The organism is Priestia megaterium (assembly GCF_046599315.1).
GTDB classification, from domain to species: domain Bacteria; phylum Bacillota; class Bacilli; order Bacillales; family Bacillaceae_H; genus Priestia; species Priestia megaterium_F.
Genome location: NZ_JBKIKC010000007.1, coordinates 167,485 through 186,563, shown reverse-complemented (window position 1 = coordinate 186,563; position 19,079 = coordinate 167,485). Strand labels below are relative to the sequence as shown.

General features: G+C 37.2%; 18 protein-coding genes, 1 pseudogene and 1 riboswitch. Of the genes and pseudogenes, 11 read left to right on the top strand and 8 right to left on the bottom strand.

What is annotated here, in order from left to right:
- Nucleotides 1-7 precede the first annotated feature (7 nt).
- On the bottom strand, nucleotides 8-1,564 hold the full coding sequence (locus tag ACLHDF_RS20275; RefSeq protein WP_413920445.1) for an ABC-F family ATP-binding cassette domain-containing protein: 1,557 nt from the start codon (nucleotides 1,562-1,564) through the stop codon (nucleotides 8-10).
- Between the two features lie 259 nt (nucleotides 1,565-1,823).
- On the opposite strand from ACLHDF_RS20275, the gene ACLHDF_RS20270 reads away from it, so the two are divergent.
- Nucleotides 1,824-2,756 carry a D-2-hydroxyacid dehydrogenase gene (locus tag ACLHDF_RS20270; protein WP_413920444.1) on the top strand — a complete coding sequence of 311 codons (933 nt, stop codon included), beginning with the start codon at nucleotides 1,824-1,826 and terminating at the stop codon, nucleotides 2,754-2,756.
- Between the two features lie 99 nt (nucleotides 2,757-2,855).
- On the top strand, nucleotides 2,856-3,941 hold the full coding sequence (locus ACLHDF_RS20265) for a nitric oxide synthase oxygenase (protein WP_413920443.1): 1,086 nt from the start codon (nucleotides 2,856-2,858) through the stop codon (nucleotides 3,939-3,941).
- A gap of 48 nt (nucleotides 3,942-3,989) precedes the next feature.
- On the opposite strand, the gene ACLHDF_RS20260 is transcribed toward ACLHDF_RS20265, so the two are convergent.
- Nucleotides 3,990-4,121, bottom strand: coding sequence for a YflJ family protein (locus ACLHDF_RS20260; RefSeq protein WP_016762840.1), 132 nt, complete (start codon nucleotides 4,119-4,121; stop codon nucleotides 3,990-3,992).
- A gap of 172 nt (nucleotides 4,122-4,293) precedes the next feature.
- Nucleotides 4,294-4,743, bottom strand: coding sequence for an Rrf2 family transcriptional regulator (locus tag ACLHDF_RS20255; protein ID WP_413920442.1), 450 nt, complete (start codon nucleotides 4,741-4,743; stop codon nucleotides 4,294-4,296).
- A 216-nt stretch (nucleotides 4,744-4,959) separates the two neighbouring features.
- Here ACLHDF_RS20255 and hmpA point away from each other — a divergent pair, with 216 nt between their 5' ends.
- The 4 genes and pseudogenes from hmpA (at nucleotide 4,960) to ACLHDF_RS20235 (ending at nucleotide 9,264) form a co-directional block, all read left to right on the top strand.
- Complete coding sequence (hmpA, locus tag ACLHDF_RS20250) at nucleotides 4,960-6,141, top strand: NO-inducible flavohemoprotein (protein WP_413920441.1); 1,182 nt, start codon at nucleotides 4,960-4,962, stop codon at nucleotides 6,139-6,141.
- A 72-nt stretch (nucleotides 6,142-6,213) separates the two neighbouring features.
- A complete protein-coding gene (locus ACLHDF_RS20245; protein ID WP_413920440.1) occupies nucleotides 6,214-7,503 on the top strand; it encodes a lysine N(6)-hydroxylase/L-ornithine N(5)-oxygenase family protein in 1,290 nt (429 codons plus the stop codon).
- A gap of 144 nt (nucleotides 7,504-7,647) precedes the next feature.
- A pseudogene (locus tag ACLHDF_RS20240) lies at nucleotides 7,648-8,159 on the top strand (type 1 glutamine amidotransferase domain-containing protein).
- 358 nt (nucleotides 8,160-8,517) lie between these two features.
- The gene (locus ACLHDF_RS20235; protein WP_413920439.1) at nucleotides 8,518-9,264 is read left to right on the top strand and encodes a CAP domain-containing protein; all 747 of its coding nucleotides are present in this window, start codon (nucleotides 8,518-8,520) and stop codon (nucleotides 9,262-9,264) included.
- A 238-nt stretch (nucleotides 9,265-9,502) separates the two neighbouring features.
- On the opposite strand, the gene ade is transcribed toward ACLHDF_RS20235, so the two are convergent.
- Together ade and ACLHDF_RS20225 are read right to left on the bottom strand one after the other, a co-directional pair.
- Complete coding sequence (ade, locus tag ACLHDF_RS20230; protein WP_413920438.1) at nucleotides 9,503-11,239, bottom strand: adenine deaminase; 1,737 nt, start codon at nucleotides 11,237-11,239, stop codon at nucleotides 9,503-9,505.
- Nucleotides 11,240-11,322: 83 nt separating this feature from the next.
- A riboswitch (purine riboswitch) is annotated at nucleotides 11,323-11,424 on the bottom strand.
- Between the two features lie 182 nt (nucleotides 11,425-11,606).
- Nucleotides 11,607-11,834, bottom strand: a complete 228-nt coding sequence (locus tag ACLHDF_RS20225) for a DUF1128 domain-containing protein (protein ID WP_013055127.1) — start codon at nucleotides 11,832-11,834, stop codon at nucleotides 11,607-11,609.
- 176 nt (nucleotides 11,835-12,010) lie between these two features.
- Here ACLHDF_RS20225 and ACLHDF_RS20220 point away from each other — a divergent pair, with 176 nt between their 5' ends.
- From ACLHDF_RS20220 to ACLHDF_RS20210, 3 genes are read left to right on the top strand one after another with little or no spacing between them, the layout of a single operon-like run.
- Complete coding sequence (locus ACLHDF_RS20220; RefSeq protein WP_413920437.1) at nucleotides 12,011-12,481, top strand: low molecular weight protein-tyrosine-phosphatase; 471 nt, start codon at nucleotides 12,011-12,013, stop codon at nucleotides 12,479-12,481.
- Nucleotides 12,482-12,522: 41 nt separating this feature from the next.
- The gene (locus tag ACLHDF_RS20215; RefSeq protein ID WP_413920436.1) at nucleotides 12,523-12,861 is read left to right on the top strand and encodes a YtxH domain-containing protein; all 339 of its coding nucleotides are present in this window, start codon (nucleotides 12,523-12,525) and stop codon (nucleotides 12,859-12,861) included.
- A gap of 14 nt (nucleotides 12,862-12,875) precedes the next feature.
- Nucleotides 12,876-13,715: a YihY/virulence factor BrkB family protein gene (locus tag ACLHDF_RS20210; RefSeq protein WP_413920435.1), complete on the top strand. Its 840-nt coding sequence runs from the start codon at nucleotides 12,876-12,878 to the stop codon at nucleotides 13,713-13,715.
- A gap of 229 nt (nucleotides 13,716-13,944) precedes the next feature.
- Here ACLHDF_RS20210 and ACLHDF_RS20205 read toward each other — a convergent pair whose 3' ends face one another.
- Together ACLHDF_RS20205 and ACLHDF_RS20200 are read right to left on the bottom strand one after the other, a co-directional pair.
- A complete protein-coding gene (locus tag ACLHDF_RS20205; RefSeq protein ID WP_413920434.1) occupies nucleotides 13,945-15,864 on the bottom strand; it encodes a heavy metal translocating P-type ATPase in 1,920 nt (639 codons plus the stop codon).
- A 224-nt stretch (nucleotides 15,865-16,088) separates the two neighbouring features.
- Entirely contained in the window at nucleotides 16,089-16,238 is a 150-nt protein-coding gene (locus tag ACLHDF_RS20200) for a BH0509 family protein (RefSeq protein ID WP_013055132.1), read from the bottom strand.
- 208 nt (nucleotides 16,239-16,446) lie between these two features.
- Between ACLHDF_RS20200 and ACLHDF_RS20195 the strand changes: the two genes are divergently transcribed.
- Together ACLHDF_RS20195 and ACLHDF_RS20190 are read left to right on the top strand one after the other, a co-directional pair.
- Nucleotides 16,447-16,764: an ArsR/SmtB family transcription factor gene (locus ACLHDF_RS20195; RefSeq protein WP_413920433.1), complete on the top strand. Its 318-nt coding sequence runs from the start codon at nucleotides 16,447-16,449 to the stop codon at nucleotides 16,762-16,764.
- Nucleotides 16,765-16,778: 14 nt separating this feature from the next.
- On the top strand, nucleotides 16,779-17,705 hold the full coding sequence (locus tag ACLHDF_RS20190; RefSeq protein ID WP_413920432.1) for a cation diffusion facilitator family transporter: 927 nt from the start codon (nucleotides 16,779-16,781) through the stop codon (nucleotides 17,703-17,705).
- A 15-nt stretch (nucleotides 17,706-17,720) separates the two neighbouring features.
- Here the strand turns inward: ACLHDF_RS20190 and ACLHDF_RS20185 are convergent, their stop codons facing one another.
- Nucleotides 17,721-18,905, bottom strand: a complete 1,185-nt coding sequence (locus ACLHDF_RS20185) for an MFS transporter (protein WP_413920431.1) — start codon at nucleotides 18,903-18,905, stop codon at nucleotides 17,721-17,723.
- Nucleotides 18,906-19,079: the final 174 nt, after the last annotated feature.

The window sequence follows — 19,079 nt, the reverse complement described above, 5'->3', positions numbered from 1 at the left end:
CTGTTTTTTAAAATAATTTAGTTGTCCAAGATTCGCAGTTCCACACATCTGTGACAACATCTTGGTAAAACTCAGGTTCGTGACAAATAATTAAGATGCTTCCTTTGTATTCTTTTAAAGCTCGTTTCAATTCATCTTTCGCATCTACATCTAAGTGGTTTGTAGGCTCATCCAGTACAAGAATGTTTGTTTCATTGTTAATCAGCTTACATAGACGGACTTTTGCTTTTTCTCCACCGCTTAGAACTTCTACTTTACTTTCAATGTGTTTCGTTGTTAAGCCGCATTTAGCTAGAGCTGCACGAATCTCATATTGGGTAAAGTGAGGAAACTCATTCCATACTTCTTCAATACACGTATTGTAATTAGCCGTTTTGATTTCTTGTTCAAAATAGCCAATATGCTGGTAATCTCCTTTTTCTACAGAGCCTAAAATTGGCTTGATTTCTCCTAAAATACTTTTTAAAAGAGTTGTTTTCCCGATGCCGTTCGCTCCTACAAGGGCAATTTTTTGACCTCGCTCCATCTTTAAATTCAATGGCTTAGAAAGCGGCTCTTCGTATCCGATGACTAAATCAGATGTTTCAAAAATTAATTTGCTTGAAGTACGAGCACTCTTAAAGTTAAACTCCGGTTTCGGGCGCTCTTGCGCTAGCTCAATCACTTCCATTTTATCCAGCTTTTTTTGACGGGACATGGCCATATTTCGTGTCGACACACGCGCTTTGTTTCTCGCTACGAAATCTTTTAAATCAGCCATTTCTTGCTGTTGTTTTTTATAAGCAGCTTCAAGCTGTTGTTTTTTCATCTCATATACTTTCATAAAATCGTCGTAGTCACCTACATAACGATTTAACTCTTGGTTTTCCATATGATAAATCAAATTGATTACGCTATTTAAAAATGGAAGATCGTGAGAAATTAAAATAAAGGCATTTTCATATTCTTGCAAGTAGCGTCGTAGCCACTCAATATGCTGTTCATCTAAGTAGTTTGTAGGCTCATCTAGTAATAGGATTTCTGGTTTTTCAAGCAGCAGTTTGGCTAATAATACTTTCGTACGCTGTCCACCGCTTAAATCCTGTACATCGCGATCTAAGCCGATATCTTCTAACCCTAATCCGCGTGCAATCTCTTCAACTTTAGCATCGATGACATAAAAATCATTGTTTGTTAAAAGGTCTTGAATTGTACCGACTTCTTCTAATAGTTTTTCGAGTTCTTCTGGCGATACATCTGCCATTTTCTCATAGAGACCATTCATTTGGGCTTCTAAATCAAATAAGTATTGAAAAGCACTTTTTAGGACATCACGAATAGAAAGACCGCGCTCTAGTGCCGTGTGCTGATCTAAATAGCCGACGCGCACTTTTTTAGACCATTCTACTTTTCCTGCATCCGGTTCTAGCTTGCCTGTAATGATGTTCATAAATGTTGATTTACCTTCGCCATTTGCGCCAATTAATCCGACGTGTTCACCTTTTAACAATCGAAATGATACGTCGTTAAAAATCGCACGGTCACCAAAACCATGGCTTAGATTTTTTACGTTTAATACACTCATGCTGACACACCTTTTCTTTTAAAATATCTATCGTACGTTTCGTTATAAACAAATTGATTCATAACGATTATAGCGAACTTATATACATAAATCCATATGAGTTTTCTAGCCCTGAAAGTCATATAAAATTCACTCGCTTCTTCCTTTCACTTCATTCATACTATATATCAATGTAGAAAATCCGTCATGACGAAGGAACGGTCATACCGAATTATTCAAATAGAGTATATAGAAGAACAAAAAGGCAGGAGGAAAACAAATGAAAATTCATACGGTACTAGTGGCAGGAAGAATGCATAAAGAGCTGCAGGAGATGATCAACCAAAAGAAGCTCACACAGACGTTTCGATTTATGGAAGAGCAAGACGTTACAATTGAAGATTTAAACTGGGCTGACGCACTTTTATCCTTCGGTCCAACGGATTGCTTTGAAAATCATAGCTTTAAATGGGTTCATTCTCTTGGGGCAGGAGTCGATCGTTTTTTGGAAAGCCGTAAGTGGAAAAAGAATGTGATGTTAACACGTACAGTTTGTTCATTCGGTCAGCGGATCAGTGAATATTGTCTTAGCTATATGCTAGCTGAACTTCAGCACCACGCACAGTTTCAACATCAGCAACAACAAAAGCAGTGGAAAGTGGTAGAACCTAAGCAGCTTTCTACTCAAACGGTCATGATTTATGGAACAGGTGAAATCGGCAGACGTCTTGCAGCTATTTTAAAATCTTTTGGTGTACGAGTGATAGGGGTATCTAAAAGTGGAAATGAAAAGCCGTCATTTGATCAAGTGGTATCGATTTCAAAGGAAAGAGACTTGTTAAAAGAAGCTGGTTGGATTATTAGCACAATGCCGTTAACGAATGAAACAAAAAGCTACTTTGATCAGAAATGGATGAACTTAGTTGAAAATGCATACTTTATAAATGTTGGAAGAGGTGCAACTGTAGATAAAGATGCATTGATAGGAGCCATTGAGCAAAAGCGTATTCGAAAAGCATACATAGATGTGTTTGAACATGAGCCGCTAAAGAAAGAATCATCTTGGTGGAAGCATTCACATATCGTCATAACACCTCATATTTCAGCGGTAACGGTGCCTAAAGAAGCCGTCGAGTGTTTTGTTGAAACGCTGCAAAAAGTTGAGCAAGGTGAATGGCCTTCTAACTTGGTTAATATTGAAAGAGGTTATTAAAGCATTATGAGACGCGTTTCCGCTATGAGAATGGTATACTGAAACTTGCTTTTCTTGAACGAAAAGAATGAAATCTGTTCTTCTAGGGGGGAACAAACGTTGAAGCAAGAAGAATTATTTGAACAAGCACGTGTATTTATAGAGACGTGTTACGCTGAACTTGAAAAAAGCGAAGCGGACAAAAATAACCGATTAAAAGAAATTCATCAGCAAATTATGTCACTCGGACATTATGATCATACACTTGAAGAGTTAGAGCACGGAGCTCGTATGGCTTGGAGAAACAGCAATAAATGTATCGGACGACTATTTTGGCAATCGCTCAATGTATTTGATAAGCGAGAGGCGAGCACAGTTGAAGAGGTAAGAGACGCCCTTTTTCATCATATTGAATATGCAACAAATGATGGGAAAATCCGGCCTACTATTACGGTGTTTAAACCGAAAATGCAAGCAAAAGAACCGGTTAGAATATGGAATCATCAGCTGATCCGCTACGCTGGATATGAGACTGAATATGGAGTGATAGGAGATCCTGATTCTGTTGCCTTCACGAAAGTCTGCCAAAAGTTAGGGTGGGAAGGTGAGAAAACGCACTTTGATGTTCTTCCTCTTGTACTGCAAGTTAATGAAAAGTTACCTCGATGTTTTGAGATTCCAAAATATTTAGTGAAAGAAGTAGCTATTACGCATCCAGAACTTGCTGAATTTGAAGACTTACGGTTAAAATGGTACGCTGTTCCGATGATTTCAGATATGAAGCTAGAAATTGGAGGGATTGAGTACGTCGCGGCACCATTTAACGGATGGTATATGGGAACTGAAATTGGTGCGCGAAATTTAGCGGATACGTATCGCTATAATCAACTTCCCAAAATAGCTTCTATGATGGGATTGAATATGGATTACAACGCTACTCTTTGGAAGGACAAAGCTCTTGTTGAATTAAACCTTGCGGTGCTTTCTTCTTTCAAACGAGAAGGCGTTAGCATTATAGATCATCACACGGCTGCTCAGCAATTTCACTTGTTTGAAGAACGAGAGCAAAAAAATGGCCGGGAAGTGACAGGAAACTGGACTTGGTTGATTCCACCGGTTTCACCAACTACCACACATATTTTTCATAAGCCTTATAAAAATAAAGTATTATCACCAAATTATTTTTATCAAGACGCTGCTTATTAAATGAACAAAAAAGAGAGTACACATTTGTACTCTCTTATTACACGTTAATTAATTTTTGTGTTTATCAAGCAAGTTAGCAAGTACATATGTTTTGTACTTTTCCACTTTGCGGCCTTCATGGTTGCGAACTCCTCGTTTTTTAAGTTCCTCAACATACCAACCTTTGCTTCCTACGTGCATACTTAAACACCCTTTCGTCATTTTTTTAGGATGAACAGAATGAGGTTCATTGTCTGCTCGAATGGAGACATCTTGTCTTTCCAATACGTGCCTCATTGTAACATCTTTTATTTTATGATGAAAGGGAAAAAGGTTAAAAAGCGAGAATAATTTCAGGTGAAATTTAGCTTGCTCATTCCTCGTTTTTTTGAGATAGAAGAAGGAGGTTTAATTCATCTTTATTTTGGATTAGATCTGCCAATGTATATTGATCTAACACTTTAATGAAGGCTTGCATGGCTTCATGCAAAACACTTTTTAATTTACATACGGGGCTAATAATGCAGAAGTTTCCTTCACGGTCAAAACATTCAACAATATGAAAATCTTCTTCTGTTTGACGTACCACTTTTCCAATATTGATGTCTTTTGGAAGTTGAGCTAAACGAATACCGCCGTTTCGTCCTCGGATCGTTTCAATTAAGCCAAGTTTTCCAAGCTCGTGAATGATTTTCATAAGATGGTTTTTTGAAATATTATACGCTTCAGCAATTTCCTTTATATTGCTTAGTTTATTATTATCGCGAACGCCTAAATATAATAAAACTCGCAGTGAGTAATCTGTATATTGTGTGAGCCTCATCTTTTTACCTCTTCTCTTATCAGCAGCTGATATATCTATAATAGCATGTCTATATCTAAGAAATACAGAAAGAATGCTCACATTTTTGAAGGAGCGAATTTGTGAACATTTCTTTAAATAAGTATATAAAATATATCTTTTTGAGTTAGATATACGTATTATAAAGATGTATTGAAAATATATCTTTTAAAAATGAATCTTTCGGAGGCGAAAGTTATGAAACAAACAACTATTTCTATTGTAAAAAGTACAGTTCCTGTTTTAGAAAAGCATGGTCAAGCAATTACAACTCGTTTTTATGAAATGCTTTTTGAGCAGTATCCTTCTTTAAAAAATGTATTCAACCAAACAAATCAAAAAACAGGACGTCAGCAAATGGCGTTAGCTAATACAGTTTATGCTGCTGCGCAGTACATCGATCAGCTTGAAACGCTTCTTCCCGTAGTGAAGCAAATCGCTCATAAACATCGCAGTATCGGCGTAAAAGCAGAGCACTACCCAATTGTCGGAGAGTTCTTATTAAAGGCGATTAAAGATGTTTTAAAAGAAGCGGCAACCGATGAGATTATGGAAGCTTGGAAAGAAGCCTACGGTGCTATTGCAGATGTGTTCATAAGTGTGGAGCAAGAATTATATGAAGAAGCCGAAGAAAAAGGATGGAAAGATTATAAAAAACTAATGGTTCATAAAAAAGTAAAAGAAGCAGAAGACGTGTACTCGTTTTATTTGCTATCACCCGACCAAAAAGCGCTGCCTGCTTTTCTGCCAGGTCAGTATGTGAGTGTACGAATTCCTGGTCAAGAGTATTTATCAATTCGCCAGTACAGCTTATCTAGCTATCCAAACCAACCATATTATAAGATTACGGTGAAAAAAGAAAAGCAAATGGAAGACGGCGTTGTATCAACTTACTTGCATGATCAATTGAAAGAAGGAGACCTGCTTGAAGTCAGCGTTCCTGCAGGAGATTTTGTCTTAAAAGAAAATAGAAAATCAGTATTTATCAGCGGAGGTGTAGGAATCACTCCAATGATGTCTATGCTTCATCAAGCATTGGAAAACAATCAAGAAGTAACATTTATTCACAGTGCTAAAAACGAGCAGTTTCATGCAATGAAACGAGAGCTTCAATCGTTGTCAGAGAAATATACGTTTGAACAACATATTTTCTATAGCCAGGCGCAAACAAATCAGCATGATGAAAATGTAACGTATGGTCGCTTAACTAAACAAGAGCTAGCTAAATACACAGGCGATGAACATGCATATTATTATGTCTGTGGTTCTTCTTCGTTTACACAAATGGTGCTAGAAGGCTTAGCTGAAATGGGTATTTCTCAAGAAAATATCATGTATGAATCGTTTGGCCCGAAAATGAGTATGAATCCTTCCGCATAAATGCATGGAAAAAGGGTAAAAAGCTAACAGTAGACAATACTGTTAGCTTTTTTTATGAAAGGGAGTTTAAAGATGACAAATAAGCAGTATGACATGGTGGGAATAGGAATAGGACCATTTAATTTAGGTTTAGCGGCCCTCGCTGAGCCTCTTGATGAAATTGATGCCGTCTTCTTTGATAAAGAAGAGAAATTTGAATGGCATCCGGGGATGTTAATTGACGGCACGGACTTGCAGATTCCGTTTCTAGCAGACTTAGTTACATTTGCAGATCCAACAAGTCCCTATTCTTTTTTAAATTATATTCATAAGCAAAAACGCTTATATCCGTTTTTTTTCTTTAATCGTTTTGATATTCCGCGTCAAGAATATAACGAGTACGCAAAATGGGTATCAGAGCAGCTATCTTCCTGCTACTTTTCTTCAAAAGTTGTGGACGTGATACCGAAAAATGAAGAAGAGTATTATAAAGTAAAGGTAGAAACACCTGAGGGAATTCAGACGGTGAATGCTAAACACGTTGTAATGGGAACAGGAAGCATTCCACTTGTCCCTCCTGCTTTTGAAGAAAAGCTGAATGAGCATATCTTACACAGCAGCGGCTATTTACATAAGAAACAAGAGATTCAAAAAGGAAAGCATGTAACGATCGTTGGGTCAGGGCAAAGTGCTGCAGAGATTTTTCTTGATTTACTAGAAAAACAGACTGAACATCAATATCACCTTACATGGTTTACAAGATCTTTAAATTTTTTTCAGCTTGATCAATCCAAGCTTGCTCAGGAGTTATTTTCTCCAGACTATGTAGATTACTTTCATTCGCTTCCTTTTGAAGAACGTAAAAGTACAGTGGGAGATTTAAATCCCTTACGTCATGGAATTGAATCTTCTACCTTAACGAAAATTTATGATTTACTCTATCATCGTTCCATTAAAGGAAAAGTACCCGTTACGATTCAAGCTTCGACGGAAGTAAATGATATTCATAAAAAAGGAAATGGATATGAGCTGGAGTGCAAACAATTAAAGACTGAACGCTCTTTTCAATACGAAGCGGATCGCTTGATCTTATCCACAGGCTATAAGCCAAAGATTTCGCCATTTATAGAACGCATAAAAGATGATATCGAATGGGAAGATGACAAGCGTTTTAAAGTCACAAAAGATTATCGGCTTGTCTTTAAACAACCGCGTAGCCATCATTTTTTCACCTTAACCAATATTGAACATTCACATGGATCTGGCGCAACAAATCTTGGGTTATCCGTTCAGCGCAATCAGCGTATTCTGAACGTAATTGCAGGTAAAGATGTGTACCCAGTTCCAAAAGAGACGACCTTTCAGACCTTTAATTTGTTTTGAATTTCCGCTTTATAAAAACTTTCAATGTGTTTTTTTGATTATTGTAGAAAAGTTTTTTACTCATAAATCATGTTTAAAAGAACAGTGTACGGGTATTTTACCTATAGAATATTAGTACACAAATCAATTAAGGAGTTGCTTAGAATGAGTAAGAAAATTGCAGTATTAGTAACAGATTTATTTGAAGATGTGGAATATACAGATCCAGCCAAAGCCTTTGAAGAAGAAGGTCATACGCTAACAAAAATCGATGTAAAAACAGGCGAAGTAACAGGTAAACAAGGCGAAACAACATTAACAATTGATAAAGCAATTGCGGATGTAAAGCCAGAAGATTTTGACGCATTGTTTTTACCGGAGGCTTTTCACCAGATATCTTGCGTGCGGACGATCAAGTTGTAGCTTTCACAAAATCATTTATGGATGAGGGCAAACCGGTTATGGCTATTTGTCATGGACCGCAGCTGCTAATCAATGCTGAAACATTAAAAGGGCGTGACGTAACTGGTTTTAAATCAATTGCTATTGATTTAAAAAATGCAGGTGCAAACTTCCATGATAAAGAAGTGGTGGTATGCGGCAATCAACTAGTTACAAGCCGTACACCAGACGATATGGAAGCATTCGTACGTGAATCAGTAAATGTCTTAAAATAAGTAAATATTATTACTAAAACTTTCTTTAAAAGGTGATAACAGGATGATTTACCACTCTGCTGTCGCCTTTTTTGTATGTAACGTTTTTGACGAAGGATTTACAGTTATATTACTGCATTAGGTGGAGCAGTTTCTAAAAGAATATGAAAACCCTTTACTATCAATAGTTGGAAGCCACGTAATACAATCGAAATATTTTTTACATAAATGGAAGTATAATTTTGGTAGTTTAAAAGGCATTGCGAGTTTCATAGTTTTCGTGCAACAATGAGTGTGCATCACGAGATTGGCTTGCTACAAGCTTAGATGCGTTGCGGTTTTACAAAAAACTTTATTATCACATAGGAGGATTTCAAACATGAAGAAAAGGTTTCGTATTGCCACTGTCGCAGGTGCCGTATCATTAGGATTATTAACAGCAGGACAAGCAAATGCAGCAGCTCCTGATTGCAACACTCCAAAACAAATTAACATTAAAGATGCTCAAGCAGCACAAAATATAAATGTAGATGAGCTGTTAAAGAAATTTAACGCTCAAGGACAATCTGTTCAAGCAGCAGCTCCACAACAAGAGACACAAGAACCGGATCAAGCTGAAGCAGCTCCACAGGAACAAGCAAAAGCACCAGAGCAAAGTGAACAAACGAAAGCTCCTGAGCAAACACAGCAAAACACAAAAGCCCAACAATCAGAAAATACTGATAAATCAGAACAAACAAAAGATGCTAGTCAATTTGAACAAAAGGTAGTAGATTTAGTGAACCAAGAGCGTGAAAAACAAGGTTTAAAACCTTTAACACTTAATAAAGAATTAAGTGACGTTGCACGTATTAAATCAAAAGATATGATGGACAAAGGTTACTTTGACCACAATTCACCAACATATGGTTCACCATTTGATATGATGAAACAATTCGGCATTGAATATACAACTGCAGGTGAAAACATTGCAAAAGGTCAGCAATCTCCTGAGGATGTAATGAATGCTTGGATGAATAGTGACGGTCACCGCAAAAATATTCTAAACCCTGATTTCACTGAAATTGGTGTTGGATATGTAAAAGGTGATACTACGTACTGGACTCAACAATTTATCGGTAAGTAATACAAAAAGAGCAGGATATACCTGCTCCTTTTTGCGTTTTTAGCTGTCCAATTTGGGTATAGTAAAGTAAGAACACGTAAAGGAGTGCCTTAAATTGGGACGTATATTAAAAAAAATCTTAGTCGCTGTTTTTCCTATCCTTTTAAAAGAAGGATATCGTCATTATAAAAATCGCAAAACTCGAACTACGCCTTCTAAAGGGTATAAATAAAAAGGACTCTTTCGAGTCCTTTTTATTTTATGCTTGAACTGGGATATGCTTAAATTCTTTGACGTTAAATAGTCCTTTGTCAGTTAATTTTAGACAAGGGATAACAGGCAAGCTTAAGAAAGATAATGTCAGCAGCGGGTTGAATTTCTGTGAGATATCTAACTCATGAAGAGCCCCGTGAAGCTGTTTAAGTAAGCTGTTCATTTCATTGTATGGATGAGGTGACATTAATCCTCCGATGGAAAGAGGAAGAGAGCCGATCACTTCATTGCCTTTTACAATAACAATACCTCCGCCGATTTCTTCAATTGCCGCAATTGCTTTTGCTAAATCCTCATCATTTGTTCCTACGGCTACGATGTTATGTGAATCGTGAGCAATCGTAGTAGCAATCGCTCCGTCTTTTAACTGAAATCCTTTTACAATCCCAAGACCAATATTCCCTGTTAGATGATGACGCTCGACAACCGCCATTTTCAACTGATCATTTGCTATAGAAGACTGAAATTCGTTTTGTTTCACTTGAACTTCTTCGACAATATGATTTGTAAGCAAGCTGTTTGGATTAATTTCAATGATATTAGCGCGGTTATGCTGAAGTGGTATCGTAAGTTTTTCTATAGAAAACTCCTTCAGATGAACCGAGTTCATTAGTTCCGTTGGAAGATCAATTTGGTCATCTTGAACAGAAAGCATCTCTCCCTTTTCAGCAATGAGCTCTCCGTTTTGATAAACATGTGTTGCAGATATATCGGTTAAGTCGTCCAATAGAATAAAGTCAGCTTTGTAACCAGGAGCAACTGCACCTCTATCTTTTAACCCGTAGCATTCAGCGGCATTTAATGAAGCCATTTGAATAGCAATTAACGGATCCAGCCCGAGTTCAATGGCAAAACGAACATTATAATCAATAGAACCTTCCGTTAGTAAATCATCTAGATGTTTGTCATCGGTACAAAATAAAAACCTGCGTGCGTTACGTTCATTTACAGCAGGTAATAATTGTTTTAGATCTTTAGCGACAGAACCTTGGCGGATCAGAACATACATCCCGCGCTGAATACGTTCAATTGCTTCTTCTGCTGTTACGCATTCATGGTCTGTTGAAATGTTAGCGGTACGATAAATATTAACGCCCGTGACATCTAGACCTGAGCCGTGCCCATCAATTATGCCGCTTGCACTGTTAGCTGCTTGTAATTTATCGAGCATATCGTCATCTCCATCTCGCACAGCAGGGAAATCCATCACTTCTGCTAATCCAAGCACGCGAGGGTGGGAGAAAAATGGCGCTAAGTCAGCGGCTTTTAAGACTGCTCCAGAGCTTTCAAAAGGAGTGGCTGGAACGCTTGAAGGTAAGTTCACAAATACATCTAACGGAATGGAATCTGAGCTTTGAAGCATGAATTCAATACCAGATTTTCCTGAAACATTAGCAATTTCATGAGGGTCCGTTACGACAGTTGTGACGCCTCTAGGTATAAGAAGTTTTGAGAACTCTTTAGGTGTAACCATTGATGATTCGATATGAACGTGTCCATCAATGAACGTAGGAGAAATGTATTTTCCTTTTGCATCCATGACGTTATGTCCGTCGTATTGACCTATTCCAACAATTATTCCATCAGTAATCGCAATATCGGCTTCAATGATGGAAAGCGTAAAGACATCGATGATTTTTCCGTTTTTTACTACAAGATCTGCAGGTATTTTTTTATTGGCAACAGCAAGCTGTTTTTTTAATGTTGTTTTTGTATTTGACATGAATGTGACTCCTCTCATTGTATAACTAGATAACAATGAAGGACTATGTAAGGGAGAACATAAAGAAGAATAAAAATGTAGTATGAATGATGTTCAACCCTCGTAGTCCAACTATTTACGGTAGTTCGGTAGAAACTCTTGGACCCTATTTCCAAGACTATACGAGCTTTAGGTATTTCGATACATTCTATAGACAAATAATAAAAACGTCAATTCTTAATAAAAAAGAAAGATTTTTGGGAATATTTCATCTATATGTATGTAAACGATTTAACTCTTATTTGCTCGCTAAAAGGTGCAACATTCATGTATAGAAAAAAATGTAGAAAAAACCGTCAATGGTTATTAGTCATTGACGGAATTGTCATTAAGCTTGTTTGCGCAGCGTACCTAATTCTTCCGCGATTGCTTGCATTTCACTTGGGCTAAAAGAATCTTTTCTCATTACCATATCGTATAAGTATTTTAAGTCTTCGTACATTTCTTCGTCAAAAGCTTCAGCTTTGATTGCGCCGATATTTAGCATGCGCAGTTTTTCACTGATACTATCTACCATATGTTTAATATTCTCTGGAGATTTTACTGATAAATCCACTTTGTTCATCCTTCCAGTTGCGTTTTTTTTATTGTAACATGTTTTTATCGTGTGAACACTTTTATGTCAGGTTCTTATCCATATAAGAATGGGAACGATTTAAATAAAAGAAAACTATTTTTTAGTTTAAAAATGATTGTATATAATGTTTGTAATAAGGGAAAGGAGTCGAGACTATGATTAACGTATTATTCGTTTGTTTGGGAAATATTTGTCGTTCACCGATGGCAGAGGCGATCTTTAAAGATATGGTGAAGAAAAAAGGGTTAGAAGGAAAAATTCACGTAGATTCTGCAGGAACAGGAGGCTGGCATAAAGGAAATCCTCCTCATGAAGGGACGCAATCTATTTTAACGAAAAATAACATTGATTTTACGGGGCAAACAGCAAGACAAGTTATTCAAGAGGATATAGCTAAATTCCACTACATTATTGGAATGGATGTCGAGAATGTAGGAAATCTGAGAAGGATGGCTGGACATACTAAAACAGCTTATATTGCAAGGCTTTTGGATTTTGTGCCCGATCTACATATTGAAGATGTACCTGATCCTTATTTTACGGGGAATTTTGATGAAGTATATGACTTAGTTCGAGAAGGATGCAAGGCTCTTTTAGACGAAATTATAGAGAAGTATTTTTTGTAATAAGTGCTATTTAAAAATAAAAAGCGGAGGAGAAACGACAAATGGGTAAACGAAATAAGCTAGTAGAAGGTATTGTCATTGGAGCAATTATAGGAGGGGCTATCTCTTTATTTGATAAAGAAACAAGAAACTCCGTCATTCAAGGAAGTAAAAAACTGAAAGACAAAACAACAACTCTTATTCAGCACCCTGAACTTGTAACGGATACTGTGAAAGAGAAATATGAAACCATCCGTACGACTATTGAGCAAGTGTCTGAAGATGTATCGTTTGTAGCAGGAAAAGTAGAAAAGTTAAAAGAAACAACGCCTCAGGTGATGGAAATTGTAAATGATACAAAAGAGGCCTTTGTGGAGAAGTATGGTGATGAACAAAAATAAATAAGGAGGCGCATATGGCCGGAATGTACATAAATAACATCGTAAGGTTTGGCAAAGAACTGATGGGCCGTATTCACCGAGATGAGCTCCCTAGTTTATCAGCTGAATTGGCTTATTATTTGCTGCTCTCGCTATTTCCTTTTTTAATTTTTTTAATTACGCTAATTGGATTTTTGCCATTAGAATCAACGGACCTGCTTGACCTAGTAGAAAATGTAGCGCCACAGCAAACGCTGCACATGATTGAAAGTAATGTTTCTCATATCATTGGTTCTCATAATGAAAAACTCTTGTCCTTTGGTATCATTGCCACAATGTGGTCTGCTTCAAATGGAATTAATGCTATCGTAAGAGCATTTAACCGAGCGTATCATGTACAAGAGAATCGGCCGTTTTTAGTGGCGAGAGGCATGGCAGTTCTACTCACGTTTGCGATGATATTTGTTATTATTGTAGCGCTTTTACTTCCTGTTTTCGGTCATATGATTGGACTTTATTTATCGTCTACGTTTGGATTTTCAGAAACTTTTCTTGCTTTATGGTCAGCTTCCCGCTGGATTATCAGCGGCCTCATTTTGTTTACTGTTTTTACGGGGTTATATTACTTTGCCCCTAATAAAAAGCTGTTGATTCGAAATGTTGTAAAAGGAGCCGCTTTTGCTACGGTCGGCTGGACAGTGGTATCGATGCTATTTTCATATTACGTAAATCATTTTAATAATTATACGGCTACATATGGAAGCTTGGGCGGAATTATTATCCTGCTTATTTGGCTGTATCTATCTGGGATGATTATCGTTATTGGAGGAGAGATTAACGCTATTTTCTACGACCGTCGAGTCAAATCTTCATAGTCACAAATTGGGATGAAATCATTCACGAGATATGAGCATACTAACAAAGTGAAAGGGAGGTTTTACATTATGACAAAGCATACGAAAAAAGATGGAAGTAATACAAAGCAAAATAAAAAGAGCCAGCCGAAGCATAAAACAAGCAACAGCCAAAATGGACAAAACGGTTACCATTAAGGCATCGGTTTTCATAATAAAAAGCCTAACAAATACGTTAGGCTTTTTTGCGTTAAGATTTTAGCAAGCGAAGGCCGTTTAAAATAACTAAAATGGTGCTGCCTTCGTGGCCAATAACACCAAATGGCATATCAAGCACTTGGAAGAAATTTGAACAAATTAATAAAAAGATGACGGCAATAGAAAAAATAACGTTTTGCTTCACAATTGAGTTCATCCGTTTGGAAAGAGCTACTGCATCCGAAATTTTCGATAAATCATTTTTCATTAAAACAATATCCGCTGTTTCAAGTGCCACGTCTGTTCCTTCTCCCATGGCTACTCCAATGTTAGCAGTAGCAAGAGCAGGTGCATCGTTAATGCCATCTCCCACCATTGAAACGGTAGGGAATTTTTCTTTTAACGCTTTAATTTTATCTACTTTTGCTTCAGGCAAACATTCTGCAATGTATTCATCGACTGCACATTCTTTTGAAATGGCTTCGGCTGTTTTTTCGCTGTCTCCTGTAATCATCACGGTATGAATACCTTGTTCTTTAAGGGATTTAACAGCGTCTACAGCTTCTGTTCGTACAACGTCTTTGAGGGCAAGTAATCCCACAATACCATGCTGATCCTTTGCGTACACAATCGTTTTTCCTTCACTGGCAAGTGTAGACGAAATTTGATTTTCAAACTCAGCTGCATCTTTTTCACCTACAAAATCTGCTTTTCCTATCTTCCACGTATCTCCTTGAAGAGACCCAATGACTCCATACCCGGGAACGTCTTCAAGTGAATCTGGCTGAACGAGCGTTAATTCCTGCTTGTTTTTCACAAAGTCAACAATGGATTGAGCAAGAGGGTGATTGGACTGGCGTTCAATTGATGCTATTTTAATAAGAAATTCTTGTTCGTTCATATCAGAACGTACAATGACATTGGTTACTTCTGGTTTTCCTTTTGTTAATGTTCCTGTTTTATCAAAAGCAATTGCGCTTAAATGATTTAATCTTTCCAAATGCACGCCGCCTTTGAATAAAATTCCTTTTTTTGCTCCATTTGAAATAGCAGATAACGAAGCAGGAGTAATGGATGCAACTAGGGCGCAAGGAGAAGCTACAACTAACAGAATCATTGCTCGGTAAAACGTCTCGGTCCAGCTCCATCCAAGTACATAGTGTGGTAAAAACAGCATAACTGCTACAACTGATAAGACAATTTTTACATATGTGCCTTCAAATCGTTCAATGAACAATTGAGAAGGGGACTTTTCACTTTGGGCCGTTTGAACAAGTTGAATAATTTTTTGAAACAGCGTTTCGGCACTTGGCTTTGTCATTTTAATGGTAATGGCACCTTTCACATTCACCGTACCTGCAAATACTTCATCATCGAGCTGTTTTAGTACAGGAACAGATTCTCCTGTAATAGCAGCCTGATCAATTGTTGTTTGACCTGAAACAACAATACCGTCGGAGGGTACTCGTTCACCGGGCTTAACTAGCAGCAAGTCTCCAATTTGTAAATCTGAAATGGATACAATTTCTTCTTGATCCCCAATCAGACGCGTTGCTTCTTGCGGCTGCAGATTCATCAAAGCGCTAATTTCTCGGTTGCTTTTATTCATGGTGTACGTTTCTAATGCACCGCTTAAGGCAAAAATGAAAATAAGCATAGCGCCTTCTGTCCAGTAGCCAATTATAGCCGCTCCAATGGCTGCGATGATCATTAACATTTCCACGTTTAACTCTTTATTTTCAATCGTTTCTTCAATACCTTCTTTTGCTTTAGCAAATCCACCTATCACATAAGCTAATACAAAGAGCGTAATAGATACAGCTGTATCCTGCTGTTTTGAAAGCAGCCAGCCGGCTAAAATAAGCACTCCGCTCAACAGTGCAGCAATAAGTTCACCATGTGTTTTTAATACATTGACAGCAGAAGATGTTTGCTGCGTTTGTTCTTGTTTTTTAGGTAACGCATTTTCCATACAAATCCTCCTTGAACGATAATTGAGAAGAATAATCACAATCATTACCCCTAAAAAAGCACGAAAGCTGCCATCTCAGCGATAGCAGCACATTTTTTCATTTATTGTCTTTTAAATTGGGATATTTAGTATAGTATAGCACGGAACAAGCAAGGAGGTAACGACTAATGCTTAAAAAATAAAAACAGAATGCAGCTGGACGTCCGCATTCTGTAAAAAACGTACTACATATCTAAATGCTCTTCATAATATTTATAAGCGGAAGTGTAAATGTGTTCGATATCAGCATCCGTCATGTACATTAAGGTTTCACGGTCAATCCCCTTCATTGTTTCAATAAATGTAATCATGTTTTTACGTTCTTGTCTGCTCATTTATTATTCTCCTCTCCGTCTGTTTTAATACAGTTTATTATATTTAATTGTATTATATAACAGAAAAAGTATTTTGTGTGGATTTTTTTAAAAAATAGGCAAAAAAATTTAAAGAGACGTAAATAATTGACTATATAGAAAAATGCGTTTTATAATTCATATATGAACATATGCTCATATACTTGCATATAATGAACGGAGAGATGGTATGAAAAAAGATGAACATTCGTTTTTATCGCCTCAAACAGTAGAGGAAGCGTCAAGAATACTAAAAGCTATTTCAGATCCTACGAGAATGAAAATTCTTTATTTGTTATTTCAAGAAGAGTGTTCAGTCGGTCATATGGTTGAAGTGCTTGGGGTTTCACAGTCAGCTATTTCGCATCAGTTAACTCACTTGCGTCATTTGCGCTTAGTAAAATATCGACGTGAAGGAAATACGTATTTCTATACATATGATGATGAACACGTAGTTGAAATTTTGCATCAAGTGATTCAGCACGTAGAATGCGCACATAACGAATAAGAGGAGGGGTTTGCATGAGTCATGATCATCACCATCATCATCATGGTCACCACCATCATTTTGATACACAGCGTGAAGGTAACAAAAAAGGCCTGCTCATTGCACTAATTATCACAGCAGGTATTATGGTTCTTGAGTTTGTTGGTGGGTTTCTTACAAATAGCTTAGCGTTATTATCTGATAGCGGACACATGTTGTCGGATACAAGCTCACTTGCTCTTAGCCTTGTAGCGATATGGTTTGCTAACCGAGCTGCATCTGCTAAAAAAACGTATGGTTATTACCGTTTTGAAATATTAGCGGCTCTTTTTAACGGAGTGGCACTGTTTGTGATAGCAGGGTTTATCATATATGAAGCCTATCAGCGCGTATTAGAGCCGCAGCCTGTGGCAAGCGGCAGCATGATGCTGATTGCTACTGTTGGTTTACTTGCTAATTTAATCAGCGCATGGTCACTTATGAGACAAGGCGATGTGAAAGGAAATGTAAATTTACGCAGCGCTTACTTACACGTACTGGGAGATGCTTTAGGATCAATTGGAGCTATTGTAGCGGGACTTCTTATGATGCTGTTTGGATGGTATATTGCTGACCCTATTATTTCTGTAGTTGTGTCGGTATTAATTTTAAAAAGCGCTTGGGGTGTGCTTGCTCATAGTGTTCACATTTTGATGGAAGGCTCTCCTGAAGGATTAAATCACAGTGAAATAAAAAAACTTCTTGAAAACATCGAAGGAGTCAAAGACGTGCATGATTTACACATTTGGACAATTACTTCAGGACTGGACTCATTGAGCTGCCATATGCGCGTAGAAGATGAAAAAGATTGTCAGCAGATTTTACAAAAAGCCATCGATTTAGTACACGATCACTGCGGCATTGAGCATACGACGATTCAAATTGAAAAATCAGTTCTTCAGCACGGGACGCTAAAAGTTTAAAAAACAAGCGAGAACTTATAAGTTCTCGCTTGTTTTTTGTTGCATAGGCATTTTTTGTCCGAATATAAAAAGAACGATAAAAATAAGTCCAAGCATCCCGCTAATAATATTAAAAAAGCTGACATAGTGAAAGAACTGAATAAAAGTACCACCAATGTAAGGACCAGCAAGGCTTCCGACACTAAAAGCAATGCCGCATAGCAAATTGCCTGTAGGCAGTAAACGAGTAGGAATTAAATCCGTCATATAGCTAATTCCTAAACTAAACGTGGAACCTACAACCATGCCTGCTATAAATAAACACGTTATTAATGGAATAGTGGTTTCTTCTAATAAACTTGCTGTAAAAAATGTCACCGCTCCAATTGATAAAATCCAACCTAACACTAACTTCCGTCCAAATTTATCGCTCAGTATTCCAAGAGGAAGTTGAAATACAATAGCTCCAACTGCAAAGGAAGTCAACAGCAGTGAAATAAACTCTACTTGCAAACCAATTCGTAAACCATATACAGGAAAGCTTCCGTTCAGTGATGATTCTAAAAAACCATATCCAAAAGGCGGTAAAAAAGCAATCCAAGCATATTTAGCCGCTTTAGAAAATCGTTTAGCCGTTTCTTTTAATGAATTGACTTCTACTTCTTGCAGGGGAAATTCATTTTTTATTAAAAATAAAAATATCCAAGTTATGAGGCATAGAGCTGAAGAAATCATAAAAGGAAGTGCTTGATTAATCTCAATTAACGGCGTCATTAAAGGACCAACAGCAAAACCAATACCAAAAAAGAGCCCGTACAATGAAATATTTCGACCACGTTTATCGGCAGGGGAAGATGATGTAATCCACGTTTGAATTCCAAAGTGCAGCGCGTGATCTCCTATTCCAATAAATAAACGGAGCACGAACCAAAAAACAACAGATTTCCATAAAGGAAACAAAGCTAAAGATAAAATAACTAAAAGTCCTCCTGCTGCGATAATTGGCTTATATCCGTATCTACGAAGCGGAGCTTCCATAAAAGGAGAAATAAATAAGATGCCTAGGTACAATCCAGTTGCGTTTAATCCGTTTATAGTAGAGGAAAGACCGTCTTTCTCAAAAATAATAGCAATTAAAGGCAACAGCATACCTTGGCTGAATCCCGAAATGGTGACAAGGCTAACTAAAATCCAGAAACGTTGTTGATGAGTAGCACTCATAGCATTCAACCTCTTTTTATCTATATTTTGTCAATCCAACAGTTTAATCGTACAAGGAAAACGCTTCATTGACAAGGATGTGAACGTGCTGCGCTGTTAATTTGACATCTTTTTATAAGGAGAGTAGAATAAAACATGTAAATAGTTACATGTTTTCGTTTACAATGAAGAGGT

Bases quoted from the DNA above. Each gene is read 5' to 3' on its own strand.
- ACLHDF_RS20185 (WP_413920431.1), bottom strand. From the start codon at position 18,905: ATGAGTGCTACTCATCAACAACGTTTCTGGATTTTAGTTAGCCTTGTC.
- ACLHDF_RS20195 (WP_413920433.1), top strand. From the start codon at position 16,447: ATGAAAAAAGATGAACATTCGTTTTTATCGCCTCAAACAGTAGAGGAA.
- hmpA (WP_413920441.1), top strand. From the start codon at position 4,960: ATGAAACAAACAACTATTTCTATTGTAAAAAGTACAGTTCCTGTTTTA.
- ACLHDF_RS20205 (WP_413920434.1), bottom strand. From the start codon at position 15,864: ATGGAAAATGCGTTACCTAAAAAACAAGAACAAACGCAGCAAACATCT.
- ACLHDF_RS20275 (WP_413920445.1), bottom strand. From the start codon at position 1,564: ATGAGTGTATTAAACGTAAAAAATCTAAGCCATGGTTTTGGTGACCGT.
- ACLHDF_RS20235 (WP_413920439.1), top strand. From the start codon at position 8,518: ATGAAGAAAAGGTTTCGTATTGCCACTGTCGCAGGTGCCGTATCATTA.
- ACLHDF_RS20215 (WP_413920436.1), top strand. From the start codon at position 12,523: ATGGGTAAACGAAATAAGCTAGTAGAAGGTATTGTCATTGGAGCAATT.
- ACLHDF_RS20220 (WP_413920437.1), top strand. From the start codon at position 12,011: ATGATTAACGTATTATTCGTTTGTTTGGGAAATATTTGTCGTTCACCG.
- ACLHDF_RS20190 (WP_413920432.1), top strand. From the start codon at position 16,779: ATGAGTCATGATCATCACCATCATCATCATGGTCACCACCATCATTTT.
- ACLHDF_RS20255 (WP_413920442.1), bottom strand. From the start codon at position 4,743: ATGAGGCTCACACAATATACAGATTACTCACTGCGAGTTTTATTATAT.
- ACLHDF_RS20260 (WP_016762840.1), bottom strand. From the start codon at position 4,121: ATGCACGTAGGAAGCAAAGGTTGGTATGTTGAGGAACTTAAAAAACGA.
- ACLHDF_RS20210 (WP_413920435.1), top strand. From the start codon at position 12,876: ATGGCCGGAATGTACATAAATAACATCGTAAGGTTTGGCAAAGAACTG.
- ACLHDF_RS20245 (WP_413920440.1), top strand. From the start codon at position 6,214: ATGACAAATAAGCAGTATGACATGGTGGGAATAGGAATAGGACCATTT.
- ade (WP_413920438.1), bottom strand. From the start codon at position 11,239: ATGTCAAATACAAAAACAACATTAAAAAAACAGCTTGCTGTTGCCAAT.
- ACLHDF_RS20200 (WP_013055132.1), bottom strand. From the start codon at position 16,238: ATGAGCAGACAAGAACGTAAAAACATGATTACATTTATTGAAACAATG.
- ACLHDF_RS20270 (WP_413920444.1), top strand. From the start codon at position 1,824: ATGAAAATTCATACGGTACTAGTGGCAGGAAGAATGCATAAAGAGCTG.